Origin of the sequence: Maribacter sp. PR66 (genome assembly GCF_028464205.1) — a bacterium.
GTDB lineage: Bacteria > Bacteroidota > Bacteroidia > Flavobacteriales > Flavobacteriaceae > Maribacter > Maribacter flavus.
Genome location: NZ_JAQPCH010000001.1, coordinates 342,745 through 358,428, shown reverse-complemented (window position 1 = coordinate 358,428; position 15,684 = coordinate 342,745). Strand labels below are relative to the sequence as shown.

The window sequence follows — 15,684 nt, the reverse complement described above, 5'->3', positions numbered from 1 at the left end:
GCTCCGTTTCAATGACAGCCACAATCGTCCTGTCCACAGGCTTTACTGGATTTTTTACCAACGGAAAACAGTCGTTTGGGCAACACAAATTTATAGGCGAGGTATCCAACCGAAATGAGTAGGGTTATATAGACCAATATGTGTTGTACTATTTCCATTACTTTAAGATTTGATAGGCGATCAGCGCTATAATATAGGCAAAAAGACTCATAAATACCAGCTGAAAGGTAGGCCATTTCCAAGAATTGGTTTCCCTTTTCACAATGGCTAGGGTACTCATGCATTGCATGGCGAAGGCGTAGAACAGCAATAGAGATATCCCCGATGCCAAATTGAACAAAGGTTCTTTGGTTACCGGATTCACTTCTGCCGCCATGCGGTTCTTTATGGTTTCCTCCTCGTCATTGCCTACACTGTAGATGGTGGCCAAGGTACCAACGAAAACTTCCCTGGCGGCAAAGGAGGTCAGAACGGCGATTCCTATTTTCCAATCATACCCCAAGGGTTCCACCACAGGCTCAATGGCCTTGCCCATATAGCCCATGTATGAATGTTCCAATTTGTAACTGGCTATTTCTTGATTTAGGGCCCTACCTTCCAAGGTGGATTCCATAGTTTGGATAGAGTCCTGTATCACGTTGGGATACATCCCGCTATCTACCAAGGATGCGCGGTACTGTTCCAGGTTGTTCTTGATGTAGGTTTCACTGTAGGTAGAATAGCCTTCTTGAGAAACTCGTTTTTCTATAATCGATTCGGCATTATTGAAATCATCGGAAAACCCATTGGAGCCCAAGAACCAAAGAATGATGGAAATGGCAAGGATGATTTTACCCGCTCCAAAGACAAAGCTCTTGGTCTTTTCCAAAACGGTATAGCCCACATTTTTCAATAGTGGCAGCTTATAATTAGGCAGTTCAATCACAAAAAACGATCTACTCTTGATCTTTAGAATTTTGTTAAGAGCCATGGCCGATACAATCGCGGCCACAAAGCCAAGAATATACAAGAGCATTAAGGTTAGTGCCTTAAAGCTTAGCCCAAGAAAATTTCCCTCCGGGATTACCAAGGCGATGATGATCAAGTACACTGGCAATCGCGCGGAACAGGTAGTAAAGGGCGTCACCAAAATGGTAATCAACCGTTCCTTCCAGTTTTCGATCGTCCTGGTGGCCATGACCGCGGGAATGGCGCAGGCAGTCCCAGAAATTAAGGGCACAACACTTTTTCCACTAAGGCCAAAGGGTCTCATAATACGGTCCATAAGGAACACCACCCTGCTCATATATCCTGTTTCTTCCAAAAGGGAGATGAACAGGAACAAAAAAGCGATCTGGGGGATAAAAATGACGATACCGCCAATGCCGGCGAGGACGCCTTCTGCAATAAGGTTGGTAAACACTCCGGGTGGTAAGGTATCCTTTACCCATTCCGTAGCCGAGGCAAAAAAACCATCTATCATATCCATGGGGTATTCGCTCCAACCATAGATGGCTTGGAAGATGGTGAGAAGAATAATGAAGAAGATGAGATATCCAAAAACCTTATGGGTCAGGATTTTGTCCAAGGTAGCCCTAAAACCTTTGGCGGCGTTCCTATCTACCTTGTAGGTCTCCTTTAAGATGCCATTGATGAACTGATACCTTAGGATGGTTTCCTTTTGCTGCAACCTTTTTAATTCGGATTTCGTCTTTGTGCTAAAGGAAGATGCGTCCTTTATAAGCTTTTTCTCTATGGGCATGAAATTGACGTCCTGGGTAATGACCAGCCACAATTTATAGATGTCCTCCTTGGGGAAGGTTTTTTTAAGCTTGTCAAAATACTCCGGGTCAATTACGGTTGTGTCCACATTGGGTGTCTTGGAAAGACTTTTATAATCCGCAATAAGTTCCTTTAACTGTTCTATGCCCAAACCTTTTCGGGTACTCACAAGGGCTATCCTTGCATTGAGTTTTTCCTCTAAAAGGGGAATGTCTATACTGATACCTTTTCGGGCCATACGATCGGCCATGTTGATGACCAAAATAGCGGGAATCTTCAGGTCCTTGATCTGGGTAAAAAGCAGCAGGTTCCGTTTGAGGTTTTCTACATCGGATATAACAAGGGCCACATCCGGATGGTCCTTATCGTTCTTGTTGAGAAGCAGTTCAACGGCAACGCTCTCGTCCAAGGAAGTAGTGTTCAAACTGTAGGTGCCCGGTAAGTCAATGATGTGTGCACGTACGCCCCTGGGCAGTTTGCAGATGCCTTCCTTTTTTTCGACCGTGATACCAGGGTAGTTCCCTACCTTTTGGTTGAGTCCGGTCAATTGATTGAAAACGGAGGTCTTTCCTGTATTGGGATTTCCAATGAGCGCTACGTTGATCTGTTTGCTCATGGCTGCCTATCTTCCTCAATGATCTCCAAAGCGATCTGTTCCGCAATTATGCGCCTAATGGCAATATGGGAGCCGTTGACATTGATATAGATGGGGTCTTTTAGGGGAGCTACCTGTACCAGTTCCACTTCGTTACCGGGCAAGCAACCTAATTCAAGTAACTTAATGGGCAACAAATCCTCCGTGAACTCCTTGATAATCCCTTTTTGACCTCGCTTTAAGCGTGCAACCGTTGTCTCCAATTCTTATTTAGATTCAGTATAATTAAGCAAAAATAAGGTAAATTTTAGGATAAGCAAGTATTAAGAGCCTGTTTAAATTTCCATCCATTGTTTTTCTATGCACCTTTTTGCGAATAATTTGGTTAAAATCTCATCAAGTAGCGCTGCTATTATCTTCGATTTTGCCTTATTCTGCCCCAAAAATGGGCTGTACAAAAAATCAATCATACAAATTTTAAAAGGCTCTAAGGGCGATATATCTTTAAGGGAATTATCGAACAAGGTTTTAAGTCTACTCCTTGTAACTGGATTTTAGCACTTGCAGGTCTTCCAATAACCTTTCTACTTCTTCGACCTTGGTACCGTCATAAAACCCGCGTATACGCTTTTTCTTGTCCACCAGGATAAAATTTTCCGTATGGATCATGTCAAAAGGGCCGCCGTCTCCATCCGTCTTAACGGCCAAATAGGATTTGCGTGCCAGTTCATAGATCTGCTTTTTATCGCCTGTTACCAAATTCCATTTGGAATCGTCCACGCCTTTTTCAAGGGCGTACTTTTTTAGCTGTGCCACGGAATCTATCTGAGGAGTAACGGAGTGCGAAAGCAACAGGACATCATCACCGATTTTGTCCTGGATGGACGCCATGTTCTTGGTCATGATCGGGCAAATGGTAGGGCAGGTGGTAAAGAAAAAATCGGCTATATAAATCTTATCCTTGTAATCCTCTTGGGTGATGGTGTCCCCGTTTTGGTTTACCAGGGCGAAGTCTGCAATGGTATGGTATTTTCTAACATGCTGTATTTCGGCTGCCACCAATTCACTGTTCACCATGGCAGGGGTGTAGACAGGGAGGATTTTTTTGGGCTGTAAGGCGTTATAAAATAGGTAAATGATGACCCCCGAAACGAAAAGCATCACCACGCCAAAAATCTTGAACTTACTAAAAAAGGAGCCCATATTTTTTTGTGCAAAGGTACGCCAGCACGGGATTCCGTTCAAATTTTTAGCCCCTATTGAAGCCAAAATATTCTTAAAATGGAGGGTGTATACCGAGTTTCTTTTTTTTAGACCTCGTAAAACTGTACTTTTGTCCGATTTAATTTTTAGAAGACGTAAATGAGCCCCATCGCTATAAAGACTATCCAATTTTTTTTAAGCCTTTCCTTGTTGATCGTACTTCATGAACTTGGACATTTTATACCCGCCAAATTGTTCAAGACACGGGTAGAGAAATTTTACCTCTTTTTTGATGTTAAGTTTTCCCTTTTCAAAAAGAAAATAGGGGAGACCGTTTATGGCATTGGGTGGCTTCCGTTGGGAGGCTATGTAAAAATCGCCGGTATGATTGACGAAAGTATGGATACCGATGCGATGAAGGAAGAACCCAAACCTTGGGAATTTCGTAGCAAACCGGCCTGGCAACGTTTGATCATTATGTTGGGCGGGGTAACCGTGAATTTTATTCTAGCGGTTATTATTTACATAGGCATGGCCTATTCCTATGGCGAGGAGTACATTCCTGCCGATAGTTTAAAGGACGGTTTTTTGGTGACCGAAAAGCATATTGGCGATGAATTAGGGATTCAGACTGGGGATTTGATTACCGCTGTGGATGGGGAAAAAGTGGAGAAGTTCAGTTCCCTTCCTTTGGAAATCATCAATGGCAATACCATTACCATACAAAGGGATGGAAGGACCTTTGACCAGGAAATTCCGGTTGACTTTATCGCTACCTTATTGGAAGACGAGGACAAGGCCAGGTTTTTAAGTTTACGAACGCCATTTGTGATTCGCGATGTGTCAGAGGATTCTCCCAACACCGACATCGGTCTTCAAAAGAATGATGCCATTGTGGCCATCAATGGAAACGAAGTGGCCTACCAAGATGAAGTGGCGCCCTATTTGGAAGAAAACAAAGGCGGCACGATACAGCTCACTGTTAAGCGTGGGGATAGAACTTTCCCAGTGGAGGCAAAGGTTACGGAAGATGGAAAACTGGGGGTTATGTTGGGCCTAGATACCTATGAGGACTATGCCAACATGGGGTATTTTAAAATTGAAAGAATAAAGTATTCCTTTCTAGAATCCATTCCCGCGGGTATTGAAAAAGGAGTGAGTACCCTTAGCGGTTATGTAAAGCAGATGAAGAAAATATTCAACCCTTCTACGGGAGCCTACAAGGGAGTTGGTGGTTTTGCGGCCATTGGAGGCCTCTTCCCCGATGGTTGGGACTGGCCCGCTTTTTGGAGCGCCACGGCCTTTATTTCCATCATTCTGGCCTTTATGAATATACTGCCCATTCCCGCATTGGATGGAGGACACGTCATATTTTTATTGTACGAAATGATTACAGGCAGAAAGCCGAGCGACAAGTTTTTGGAATATGCCCAAATGACCGGATTCTTTCTGCTGATTGCACTATTGTTGTTCGCCAATGGGAACGATTTGTACAAATGGTTGTTTAAATAGAAAAACAACTTTTTTTTGTTTGGCAAAGTTTAAAAAACATTTATATTTGCACCCGCTTTAAAGGATAAAGTACGGTATTTTCCTCCTTAGCTCAGTTGGTTAGAGCATCTGACTGTTAATCAGAGGGTCCTTGGTTCGAGCCCAAGAGGAGGAGCAAAAAAGAGAAAACCTTGTCGAGAACGGCAAGGTTTTTTTATGCCTAAAAGTATTTGGGCGAGAAGCCTGTTCCCAAGATTTCGACTACCTCAAAATAAACGAAATCAACGGAAACCCCCATGCTTTACTGAGCTTGGGATGTAAGGAGGATTAAAAATGGAAACGACCCTATCTACAAAGATGGAACTTTTTGTATCCAACAGTTTTTGGGAGAGAAGTCTGTTCCAACCATTTACTCAACGCTCAGTGGGGACTTTTTAGAGGTGATTTAAGGAAAAAATGAAATCCAATCTATTGGTGCCGGTTTTTTTAGGTAAGCTTCATTTAACTGCAATTAAGAGGGTTATCCGAATCAAGTTAAAACTTTAGAATTTGCCTTATTGGTGACAGATTGCTTTAACCTATATTGGTACCATAATCATTTTTAAAATCATATTTTGGAGTCTAGAAAAATTCTGTCGGTGATTTTTCTGTTCTTATTCTCGTCATTGGTTTTTTCACAAAAAGGAATGTCCATTGCAGATAGTATTATTAAATCGGTACAAGAGAAAGAATCGTATGAGGAAAGAATAGGTCTTTTGCAAAAAGAAATTCAAACCATTTACCTAACCCAATATGAGGAGACCCTAGCCTTGGCGCGTTATGGTTATACCTTGGCCAACAGCAGAAACGATAGCATAAATAAGGGGGATTTCTTAAGAAGTATAGGTGGCGCCTACCAAAAATTGGGTTTCATTGATAGTGTTTCCATATATTTTTTTAAGGCCCTAAAATTATTGGAACCCACCAAGGACAGTGAAAAGTTGGGTCTACTTTACGATGATATGGCCAGGCTCTATCGAAAACTGGAACAACCCAAAAGAGCTTTGGAGTTTTATGATCGGGCTCTTGAACTCTATGAAAAAGAGAATGATTTAGAGGGGATTGCTCGTATCAATAACGAAAGTGGTGCCGTGTATAGCGATAACGGCGATTATAAAATAGCAAATGAACGTTTTGAAAAATCCTTACGAATTCAAATACAGCGCAATGATTCGGTTGGAATTGGTTATTCACTGGAATTTTTAGGGTATAATCAATTACAGATTAGAAACTACCAACGGGCAGAATCCTATTTAATGCAAGCCCTAAAGGTCCGCAAAAATGTAGGTGATGAATTTGCAATAATGCTTAATTATACAGCTTTAGGGGAATATTATAAAGAGATAAATAAAGCTTTAACTTCGAACGAATATTTTGAGAAGAGCAATTCCTTGGCTCGCAAGATCAATTTTTTGGATATTCAGGCTTATAATCATCGCCAATTAATGGAGAACTACGAAGTTTTAGGTGATTACAAAGCAGCATATGAAAACCTAAATGCCTATAATATATTGAATGATAGCCTCTACAATACACAAAAAATTAGAGATGTTGAAGAGATAACCGCAAAATACGAAACGGCCGAAAAGGAAAATGAGATTTTGCAGCAACGGGCCAAAATTGCGGAGAGCGAACTGCGTTTAAAAAAGCGCAGTCAGTGGATCTTTGGTCTGTTGGGCTTGGCCCTCATCGTGGGGCTTTTGGGTTTTTTATTCTACCGCCAACAGGTCTTTATCAATGAAAGACAGAAAAGGGACGGTGAATTAAAACTGGCCATGGAGAAGATAGAAAGTCATACCAAATTACAGGAACAGCGTTTGTCCATTTCCCGTGACCTCCACGATAATATAGGCGCTCAACTATCTTTCGTTATTTCGACCATAGATACTCTAACATTTCATGTTCAAGGAACCAATGATAAAGTCCTTACCGGTTTGGCAAACTTGGGAACCTTTACCAAGGAGACCATGCAAGAGCTAAGGGACACGGTTTGGGCTATGAACAAATCGGACATTACCATACAAGATCTACAGGCGCGTATGGCCAATTTTGTGGAAAAAGCAAAGCATGCCTATCCCGGCAGGCATATCGCCATACAAGTGGCCGCCACGGTTCCGTCCACACTCGGGTTTACGGCGTTAGAGGGCCTTAATATCTTCCGGATCCTTCAGGAGGCCCTTAACAATGCACTGAAGCATGCCGGGGCGCAGGCAATGCTCGTAAGAATAGAGAAGGAGGAAAATGCCGTTCTTTTTGAAATATCGGATGATGGCAAGGGTTTTTTGGAGAACGAGGTTGAACCGGGAAACGGGCTATATAACATGCGCAAGAGGGCCAAGGAATTGGGCGGTGAATTTCATTTGGAATCCCGGCCCGGCCAGGGTACCCGTATCGTTTTTCAACTAGAAGAAAAAAAGGACAGCAAATGAGCATACGTACGGCAATCATAGACGACAATCATTTTCTCATTAAGAGCCTACAGGAAAAACTCTCGTTGTTTCCTGATATTACCATCTCTTTTACGGCGAATGACGGGCTACAGTGCATGGACAAGCTGAACCAAGATCCGCAGGTAGACCTTATGCTGATGGATCTGGAGATGCCCGTGAAAAATGGTATAGAGGCTACGGCGGCGGTCAAGCAAAGGTGCCCTGACTTAAAAGTGATCATACTTACGGTTTTTGATGATGACGAAAATATATTCAATGCCATACAGGCAGGCGCAGATGGCTATCTGCTAAAGGAGACCGGGGCCCATGAACTGCATAACGCCATGGTACAGACCCTGAACGGCGGTGCCATAATGACACCGTCCATAGCGCTAAAGGCACTGAACCTCCTGCGTTCGCCCTTGGCCCCAACTGTGGCCCATATGGAAGAGTCCGTCCAACTTTCAAACCGCGAAGTGGAGGTGTTGGAACAGTTGTCCACCGGAATTCCCTATACCGCCATTGCGAAAAAACTCTTTATTTCCCCGTTTACCGTGCGCAAGCATATTGAGAACATCTACAAGAAATTACAGGTAAATTCAAAGGTGATGGCCATAGAAAAGGCCAAAAGAAATGGGCTAATTTAAACCTATATGATGTAGCAATGGTAATCTAAAATAGGGCATATGCCCTATTGAAACAAAAATGTAGGAAGCATAGTTTTGCAAAAACTATAATTTTTACTTTATGAAGCTTATTAAATTAAACCTGCTACTTGTTTTAGTATTGGGCTATTTTCATTTTACTTGTGCACAAAATGTTCAGGACTTTAAAATAAAGTTATTGGGGGCTGCCAATTTAAATTATAGAAAAAGTCCCAAAAAAGTGGTCATTTCAGATTTTCAGTTGAATTTCCAGACCGCATTGGAAATGCAGGACAAAAAGGCCGGGGGTAAAATGTGGCGAGGAGGTTTAAAGGGAGACGCGACGGCCTCTTTGGCACTTGCTTTGGAAGGGTTGAACGAAGCGTCCCTACAAGAGATTACCGATCAACTTTTTGAACAGTACAAGGCCGAGCTCAATGCCAATGGTTTTGAGGTTGTACCTATAGAAGGACTTTGGGCCAACAATGCTTATGACAAGAGCCGCGATAAAAGATGGGAGTTAAAGGCAGGTAAGGGTGCGGAGAAAGGAAATGTGTTCGGGGATATTGTCATGCGGCCAAGCAGCCAACAGTTTATAGTGGCGAAAAAATCGTTCAATGGAAAGCAGAAGAACAACTTTACGGTACTTAGTGATTTTGAAACTCAAGTGGAATCTAAGATAGCTAGCCAAAAAAACGATTTTATCTTTAACAAAGTTGTGATTTACATTCAAGCGTTTGAAAATTCCATGAGTGAAGCCGAAAGGTCTTTGAACCGCATGGCAGGTTATGCTCAGGTGAAAGCGGAAACCGATTTTAGGCTAAGTGATATGAGCTTTAATAAATTTGGTTCTGGTCAGATGATAGCTAAAGATGGGGTAGAAGTGACCAATGTATTGGAAAAGCAAAAGTTTGATGCATCCCAGGCAGCGGATGTGGACAAGCTTGGTACCGATGTTGGGGTTTTACGTATTTGGGACGTGGATGATAGGGAGGAAATGACATTAGGTGTAGTAAAATGTGACCCGGATAAATATGCAAAGGGCACCCAGTTAGGAGTTGAAGCCTTTTTAAAGGCCACGGTCCAAAAGTTGAGGGAGAAGTCCTAGCATTATTAATTTACCAAATTGAAAAATCCCTTGGGGCATTTGCACAAGGGATTTTTTATTGAAATAAGTCTTAGTAGTTGGCGTAAGTTTAATACTTAAATTTGGTTCAGTTTTCCATTTATTGTTAGGGTTTCTCAAAAAATTGTAGTACCGGGTTTCCTTAAAGTATACAAAATGTAATTAGTGACTTGAGCTTTAGAATAAGTACTAACATTTCAGTTCTTGTTTTTTAAGTAAACATATCATAACTATGCATATTCGTATAAATGTAATTTTTACATTTAATTTTTGTGCGGTTCCATTTTGCTTTGAATCCTTTATGTCGAATAAAAATGATCGTGTATCTTAACGTCTTTTTAAAATATAAGAACGAATCGATACTAACTTTTGCCCAAAAAGAAAGCTTGGTGCGAATAATACAATCCAATTAAAGTGAAAAATTTCATCACCAATAATTTTTTGTTACACAATCAATTTGCGGAAGAGCTTTACCACGGCTATGCGGCTTCCATGCCTATCATCGATTATCATTGCCACCTTCCCCCTGCTGAAATTGCCAAGGACCATATTTTTGAAAACCTTACAAAAATTTGGATTGAGGGTGATCATTACAAATGGAGGGCAATGCGGGCCTTTGGTATCGATGAAAACTATATTACGGGAAGCGCACCAGATAGGGAAAAGTTTCTGCAATGGGCCAAGTTTGTTCCATACACCCTTAGAAATCCATTGTACCATTGGACGCATTTAGAGCTGAAACGATATTTTGGCATCGATAACTTATTGAACGGGGATACTGCCCAGGAAATTTACCATGAAGCCTCTAGCAAATTAAACACTCCTGAATATAGCTGCCAAAATTTGATCAAGCAAATGAACGTGGAGGTGGTATGTACAACGGAGGACCCTACTGACAGTTTGGAACATCACAAGATACTAGAACAAAGTGGCTTTTCAGTGAAAGTCAGTACCGCCTTTAGACCGGACAAGGCAATAGTTATAACCAATTCAAATTATCTGGAATATCTTCAACAGCTATCACAAGTTAGCGGGGTATCCATAAACTCCTTTAAGTCACTTTGTGATGCACTTTCCCAACGGTTGGATTATTTTGGAGAAAACGGCTGTAGCCTTTCGGACCACGGTCTAAGCTATATTCCCTATCAGACCTTTACCGATCAAGAAGTGGAGAATATCTTTCAAAAGAGAAAGGAAAATAAGGTCTTGGCTCCTGATGAAAGTGAAAAATTCCAAACGGCGGTTCTGCTCTTTTTATGTGAACAATACAGTAATAGAGATTGGGTACAGCAATTTCATTTAGGGGCCCTTAGGAACAATAATTCAAAGATGACACGTTTATTGGGTCCCGATACGGGTTGGGATTCCATTGGAGATTATAGACAGGCCGAAGGGCTATCCAGGTTTTTGAATGCCTTAGACGAAAGGAATGTACTTGCCAAGACCATATTATATAACCTAAATCCTTCAGATAACGAGGTAATTGCTACCATGACAGGGAATTTTAACGATGGCCGCATAAAAGGAAAAATGCAATTTGGTTCTGGATGGTGGTTTTTGGATCAAAAGGATGGTATGACCAAACAGTTGAACGCCCTTTCCAATATGGGATTGATCAGTTGTTTTATAGGTATGTTGACGGATTCTAGGAGTTTTCTTTCCTATCCCAGGCATGAATATTTTAGAAGGGTACTTTGCAATTTGTTCGGGGAGGAAATGAAAAACGGTGAAATTCCACAGGATTTTGATTTGGTAGGTGGCATTGTTCAGGACATTTGTTACAGGAACGCCAAGGAATATTTTAAATTTTAAAATAAACAATATTATAATGAAAAGAGTAGTCACTTTTGGGGAAATAATGCTTCGACTTTCGCCTCCTGGGTTTTTAAGATTCTCCCAAGCGGATTGTTTTGATGTTGTATACGGGGGAGGCGAGTCCAACGTAGCGGTCTCCCTGGCCAATTATGGCGTCCCTGTCGATTTTGTCACACGCTTGCCCAAGAATGATATCGGGGATTGTGCCCTTATGGAGATGCGAAAGCGGGGGGTAGGAACTGACAAGATAATTTATGGGGGCGAGCGATTGGGAATCTATTTTTTGGAAACCGGAGCGGTCAGTCGCGGTAGTAAGGTAATCTACGATAGATCCCATTCCGCCATTTCAGAAATTGAACCCGGTATGATCGACTGGGATTCCGTTTTTGACGGTGTGGGCTGGTTTCATTGGACAGGGATAACACCCGCCATATCACAGGGTGCTGCCGATGTTTGCCTAGAGGCTGTAAAAGCGGCAGACAGAAAGGGAATTACAATTTCTACGGATTTAAACTATAGGGCCAAATTATGGCAATTTGGCGGCGACCGTGAAAAAATAATGACGGAACTGACTTCCTATTGCGACATCATTTTGGGCAATGAGGAAGATGCCGAAAAACATTTTGGAATACATCCTGAAGGTCTGGATGTCCATAAGCACGGACAGGACGTAAAGGCCGAAGCTTTTCTATCTGTCTGTAAACAGATGATGGAAAAGTTTCCCAAGGCAAAAAAAGTAATCACTACCCTTAGGGGTTCCATATCGGCCTCCCACAATACATGGGCCGGTGTACTTTGGGATGGCAAAACCATGTACGAGACCAGACAATATCAGATCACGGATATCGTGGATAGAGTCGGTGGTGGCGATTCCTTTATGGGCGGACTCATTTATGGATTGATGAAATATGAGGGCGATGACCAGACCGCCTTGGATTTTGCCGTGGCGGCTTCCTGTTTGAAACACACTATTAAGGGCGATGCCAACTTGGTCACGGTCGATGAGGTAGAAAAGCTAATGGGCGGAGACGCTTCGGGTAGGGTTGCGAGATAAGTCTACCTTTCCCCGGGTTGTAGAGGGAAAAATAGCTTTATCATGAAAATTAAGAATTAAAATTTTAAAGAATGGAATCCTCACCGTTGGAAGGGTTTATATAGGAAGGGCTTATGGCAACATTTTCAAGGATAAAGGTCGCTTTGACCATGAAAGAAACGGGCATGGTTCCGTTATTTTACCACCCAGATATCGAATTGGGTAAAGAGGTCTTAATGGCCTGTTATGATGGTGGGGCGAGATTGATGGAATTTACCGCCCGAGGGGACTTTGCATTTGAGGTTTTCCAAGAACTTAGCAAATTCGCCATAAAGGAACTTCCTGGAATGATCATGGGGGTTGGCTCCATAACGGATGCGGCGGCGGCCTCGCTGTTCATGCAGATGGGGGCCAATTTTATAGTAACCCCATCACTAAGGGAGGATATCGCGATCGTTTGTAACAGACGAAAAGTGCTTTGGTCCCCGGGTTGTGGTTCCCTAACGGAAATCAACCGTGCTGAGGAACTCGGGTGCGAGATTATTAAACTGTTTCCAGGTTCCACCTATGGACCTGGATTTGTAAAGGCTATCAAAGGGCCACAACCATGGACCAGTGTTATGCCCACGGGCGGCGTAAGTACGGACAAAGCCAACCTAAAAGGCTGGTTTGATGCCGGGGTGACCTGTGTGGGAATGGGCTCCCAGCTAATCAGTAATGAGGTTTTGAAGAATAGGGATTTTGTTGGTTTGAGCAAAAGCGTGAGGAATACCCTAGACCTCATCAAATCCCTCAGAAAATAGTTATATGAAGTTTCATCGGATATATTTTGGATTGGTCACGGCACTAGTAGTGCTTAGCTGTTCCGATGAAAATGCCGTAAAGACCTTACATTTGGGCCATGGTCTAGATGTTAGCCATTCGGTTCACAAAGCCATGGTGTCCATGGCTGAGGATTTGGCAGAGCGTTCAGGTGGTAGGCTAAAACTAGAAATCTATCCAAGTCAGCAATTGGGTACTGAAAGGGAATGCCTGGAACTGTTGCAGATAGGAAGTTTGGATATGACCAAGGTATCCGTAGGTGTGCTTGAGAACTTTGCTCCCAAAATGAAAGTGTTAGGTTTGCCTTTTCTTTTTAGGGACAGACAGCATTCGTTTAATGTTTTGGATGGGCCTATAGGGGAAATGTTGTTGAAAGATGGGGAAAAATATTGGCTAAAAGGTTTGGGGTACTATGATGCTGGGAGTCGTAGTTTTTATACGATGAACAAGCCTATTTTAAAGCCTTCAGATTTGGAGGGAGAAAAAATTCGGGTGATGGAAAGTGCCACGGCCGTAAACATGGTCAAGGCTTTGGGCGGGTCTCCCACTCCTATCTCATGGGGAGAGCTTTATACCTCGCTGCAACAAGGGGTGGTGGACGGTGCCGAAAACAATCCTCCAAGTTTTTATCTTTCAAGACATTATGAAGTATGTAAATACTATAGTTTGGACGAGCATACCGTATTACCCGATGTACTCTTGATCGGAACATATGCCTGGGAAAAACTCACTGAACAGGAGCGGGAGTGGTTGAATGCATCGGTTGAAAAATCCATAAAATATCAACGGAAACTTTGGGCGGAAGCGGAGACCGAAGCACTTCGGGAAGTTGAAAAAGCGGGCGTTGAAATAATCAGGCCGGACAAGACCCCTTTCGTCGAAAAGGTATCCGAGATTTTTGAAAGCTATAAGGATGATGTTGAAATGTACCCACTAATTAAGCAGATCCAGGAAACCAATTAGCACATGAGAGCGACAATAGATAGGATTTTGGGCAAGACGCTGGTATTTATTATGTCCGTGATGGTCATCAACGTATTATGGCAGGTGTTTACCCGGTTCGTAACCGGTAATCCCAGTTCCTTTACGGATGAGTTGGCGCGGTACTTAATGATATGGATCGGGGTTTTGGGAGCGGCCTATGTGTCTGGGCGAAATCTTCACGTGGCCATTGATATTCTGCCTGCCCGTTCAACCAAGCGAAGACAGAAAGTACTCAAGGCCATAGTGTATTCGTTGATTATATTGTTCGTACTGTTTGCATTTGTTATAGGTGGCTCTAGGCTGGTCTATATCTCGTATGTCCTTGGCCAACAATCCCCCGCCCTCCAATTGCCCTTAGCGGTAGTTTATATGATCATCCCCATTAGCGGTCTTTTAATAATGTACTACAAGATTTCGGATTTAAAAAAGCTATTGTCATGATGGAGCACGTCCCTATTCTGGTCTTGGTCATCAGCTTTATTTGTTTATTGTCCATTGGTACGCCAGTGGCATGGAGCATTGCCATATCCTCCCTGCTGACCATGTTGGTCAGTATCCCTGTAATGCCTGCTTTGACTACGGTATCCCAACGCATGGCCACAGGTCTTGACAGTTTTGCATTATTGGCCATTCCCTTTTTTATTTTATCGGGAGAACTAATGAACAAAGGTGGTATCGCACACCGACTCATAGCCTTTGCAAAGACCTTGGTGGGTTCCCTTCCAGGTGGCTTGGCATTGATCAATGTGATCGCTGCCATGCTCATGGGGGCAATTGCAGGTTCGGCAATGGCCTCGGCCTCGGCCATGGGTAGTATTTTAGGACCAGAAATGGAAAAGGAAGGATACTCAAGGGAATTTGGAGCTGCGGTGAACATTACCTCCTCTACTACAGGTTTGGTCATACCCCCAAGCAATGTGTTGATCGTATATTCCTTGGCCAGTGGTGGTGCCTCTATCGCCGCCCTATTCCTGGCAGGCTATATTCCAGGAATATTGACAGGTCTATTTCTCATGATTGTCGCCTTGGTATGGGCCAAGAAGAAGAAGTATAAGGTTGGAAGGAGAAGTAGTTTTAAACAGGTTGTGAAAACCTTTATTGAAGCCTTGCCAAGTCTCTTTATGTTGGTCGTGGTCATTGGAGGAATTGTAACAGGTGTCTTTACGGCAACGGAAGCATCTGCAATTGCGGTGTTGTACAGTCTGATTCTTGGTTTTATTTACAAGGAAATAAGTTTTTCATCACTACCACAAATACTATTGAATTCATCCGCCACTACGGCCATTGTCATGCTGCTCATTGGTGCGTCCATGTGCATGTCCTGGGCCTTGTCCTATGAAAACATTCCCCAGGATATCAGTTCAGGTCTGTTAAGTTTGAGCGATAATAAAATCGTCATCTTGTTGATTATCAACTTAATACTACTTTTTGTAGGGATATTCATGGATATGACGCCCGCCGTATTAATTTTTACCCCTATATTTTTACCGATTGTCACGAAATTGGGCTTGGACCCCGTACATTTTGGAATCATCATGGTATTGAATCTCTGCATTGGGCTTTGTACACCTCCTGTGGGTTCTGTTTTGTTTGTGGGTGTCGGTGTGGCCAAAACCACCATTGAAAAGGTTTTTAAGCCACTGCTGCCATTATTTGTAGCTATGATTATCGCCTTGTTCCTTGTAACTTACATTCCCGAATTGAGTTTGTGGTTGCCAAGCTTGTTCGATTTATAATCCAGT

Annotated in this window: 14 protein-coding genes and 1 tRNA gene; 11 read left to right on the top strand and 4 right to left on the bottom strand. The window is 42.7% G+C overall.

Features of this window, described 5'->3' with window-relative positions; genetic code table 11:
• Nucleotides 1-8: 8 nt before the first annotated feature.
• The 4 genes from PP181_RS01555 to PP181_RS01540 all read right to left on the bottom strand — a co-directional run bounded on the left by PP181_RS01555 (nucleotide 9) and on the right by PP181_RS01540 (nucleotide 3,559).
• A complete protein-coding gene (locus tag PP181_RS01555; RefSeq protein ID WP_162850203.1) occupies nucleotides 9-158 on the bottom strand; it encodes a hypothetical protein in 150 nt (49 codons plus the stop codon).
• A complete protein-coding gene (gene feoB / locus PP181_RS01550; RefSeq protein ID WP_154917524.1) occupies nucleotides 158-2,377 on the bottom strand; it encodes a ferrous iron transport protein B in 2,220 nt (739 codons plus the stop codon). The genes PP181_RS01555 and feoB overlap by 1 nt, the downstream gene beginning before the upstream one ends.
• A complete protein-coding gene (locus PP181_RS01545; protein WP_138256422.1) occupies nucleotides 2,374-2,619 on the bottom strand; it encodes a FeoA family protein in 246 nt (81 codons plus the stop codon). Before PP181_RS01545 ends, feoB begins: the two co-directional genes overlap by 4 nt.
• Nucleotides 2,620-2,890: 271 nt before the next feature.
• Complete coding sequence (locus PP181_RS01540) at nucleotides 2,891-3,559, bottom strand: SCO family protein (protein ID WP_138256421.1); 669 nt, start codon at nucleotides 3,557-3,559, stop codon at nucleotides 2,891-2,893.
• A 159-nt stretch (nucleotides 3,560-3,718) separates the two neighbouring features.
• On the opposite strand from PP181_RS01540, the gene rseP reads away from it, so the two are divergent.
• From rseP to PP181_RS01485, 11 genes are all read left to right on the top strand, one after another.
• Complete coding sequence (gene rseP / locus PP181_RS01535; protein WP_154917523.1) at nucleotides 3,719-5,071, top strand: RIP metalloprotease RseP; 1,353 nt, start codon at nucleotides 3,719-3,721, stop codon at nucleotides 5,069-5,071.
• Between the two features lie 80 nt (nucleotides 5,072-5,151).
• Nucleotides 5,152-5,225: transfer RNA gene (locus tag PP181_RS01530), tRNA-Asn, on the top strand.
• A gap of 511 nt (nucleotides 5,226-5,736) precedes the next feature.
• On the top strand, nucleotides 5,737-7,518 hold the full coding sequence (locus tag PP181_RS01525; protein ID WP_272635714.1) for a sensor histidine kinase: 1,782 nt from the start codon (nucleotides 5,737-5,739) through the stop codon (nucleotides 7,516-7,518).
• Nucleotides 7,515-8,165, top strand: coding sequence for a response regulator transcription factor (locus PP181_RS01520; protein WP_272635713.1), 651 nt, complete (start codon nucleotides 7,515-7,517; stop codon nucleotides 8,163-8,165). The genes PP181_RS01525 and PP181_RS01520 overlap by 4 nt, the downstream gene beginning before the upstream one ends.
• Before the next feature lie 100 nt (nucleotides 8,166-8,265).
• On the top strand, nucleotides 8,266-9,270 hold the full coding sequence (locus PP181_RS01515) for a hypothetical protein (RefSeq protein ID WP_272635712.1): 1,005 nt from the start codon (nucleotides 8,266-8,268) through the stop codon (nucleotides 9,268-9,270).
• Between the two features lie 426 nt (nucleotides 9,271-9,696).
• Nucleotides 9,697-11,100 carry a glucuronate isomerase gene (gene uxaC / locus PP181_RS01510; protein WP_419776367.1) on the top strand — a complete coding sequence of 468 codons (1,404 nt, stop codon included), beginning with the start codon at nucleotides 9,697-9,699 and terminating at the stop codon, nucleotides 11,098-11,100.
• Nucleotides 11,101-11,116: 16 nt separating this feature from the next.
• Complete coding sequence (locus tag PP181_RS01505; protein WP_154917502.1) at nucleotides 11,117-12,157, top strand: sugar kinase; 1,041 nt, start codon at nucleotides 11,117-11,119, stop codon at nucleotides 12,155-12,157.
• Between the two features lie 113 nt (nucleotides 12,158-12,270).
• Nucleotides 12,271-12,939, top strand: coding sequence for a bifunctional 4-hydroxy-2-oxoglutarate aldolase/2-dehydro-3-deoxy-phosphogluconate aldolase (locus PP181_RS01500; protein WP_272635710.1), 669 nt, complete (start codon nucleotides 12,271-12,273; stop codon nucleotides 12,937-12,939).
• A 4-nt stretch (nucleotides 12,940-12,943) separates the two neighbouring features.
• On the top strand, nucleotides 12,944-13,921 hold the full coding sequence (locus PP181_RS01495; RefSeq protein WP_272635709.1) for a TRAP transporter substrate-binding protein: 978 nt from the start codon (nucleotides 12,944-12,946) through the stop codon (nucleotides 13,919-13,921).
• Between the two features lie 3 nt (nucleotides 13,922-13,924).
• Nucleotides 13,925-14,383, top strand: a complete 459-nt coding sequence (locus PP181_RS01490) for a TRAP transporter small permease (protein ID WP_138256377.1) — start codon at nucleotides 13,925-13,927, stop codon at nucleotides 14,381-14,383.
• Complete coding sequence (locus PP181_RS01485) at nucleotides 14,383-15,678, top strand: TRAP transporter large permease (RefSeq protein WP_272636198.1); 1,296 nt, start codon at nucleotides 14,383-14,385, stop codon at nucleotides 15,676-15,678. The genes PP181_RS01490 and PP181_RS01485 overlap by 1 nt, the downstream gene beginning before the upstream one ends.
• The last annotated feature ends 6 nt before the right edge of the window (nucleotides 15,679-15,684 follow it).

What these genes read in the sequence shown, in the direction of transcription:
- PP181_RS01515 (WP_272635712.1), top strand. Translation starts at nt 8,266, where the DNA reads ATGAAGCTTATTAAATTAAACCTGCTACTTGTTTTAGTATTGGGCTAT.
- PP181_RS01555 (WP_162850203.1), bottom strand. Translation starts at nt 158, where the DNA reads ATGGAAATAGTACAACACATATTGGTCTATATAACCCTACTCATTTCG.
- PP181_RS01520 (WP_272635713.1), top strand. Translation starts at nt 7,515, where the DNA reads ATGAGCATACGTACGGCAATCATAGACGACAATCATTTTCTCATTAAG.
- PP181_RS01500 (WP_272635710.1), top strand. Translation starts at nt 12,271, where the DNA reads ATGGCAACATTTTCAAGGATAAAGGTCGCTTTGACCATGAAAGAAACG.
- PP181_RS01540 (WP_138256421.1), bottom strand. Translation starts at nt 3,559, where the DNA reads ATGGGCTCCTTTTTTAGTAAGTTCAAGATTTTTGGCGTGGTGATGCTT.
- feoB (WP_154917524.1), bottom strand. Translation starts at nt 2,377, where the DNA reads ATGAGCAAACAGATCAACGTAGCGCTCATTGGAAATCCCAATACAGGA.
- PP181_RS01490 (WP_138256377.1), top strand. Translation starts at nt 13,925, where the DNA reads ATGAGAGCGACAATAGATAGGATTTTGGGCAAGACGCTGGTATTTATT.
- rseP (WP_154917523.1), top strand. Translation starts at nt 3,719, where the DNA reads ATGAGCCCCATCGCTATAAAGACTATCCAATTTTTTTTAAGCCTTTCC.
- PP181_RS01485 (WP_272636198.1), top strand. Translation starts at nt 14,383, where the DNA reads ATGGAGCACGTCCCTATTCTGGTCTTGGTCATCAGCTTTATTTGTTTA.
- PP181_RS01495 (WP_272635709.1), top strand. Translation starts at nt 12,944, where the DNA reads ATGAAGTTTCATCGGATATATTTTGGATTGGTCACGGCACTAGTAGTG.
- PP181_RS01525 (WP_272635714.1), top strand. Translation starts at nt 5,737, where the DNA reads ATGTCCATTGCAGATAGTATTATTAAATCGGTACAAGAGAAAGAATCG.
- PP181_RS01505 (WP_154917502.1), top strand. Translation starts at nt 11,117, where the DNA reads ATGAAAAGAGTAGTCACTTTTGGGGAAATAATGCTTCGACTTTCGCCT.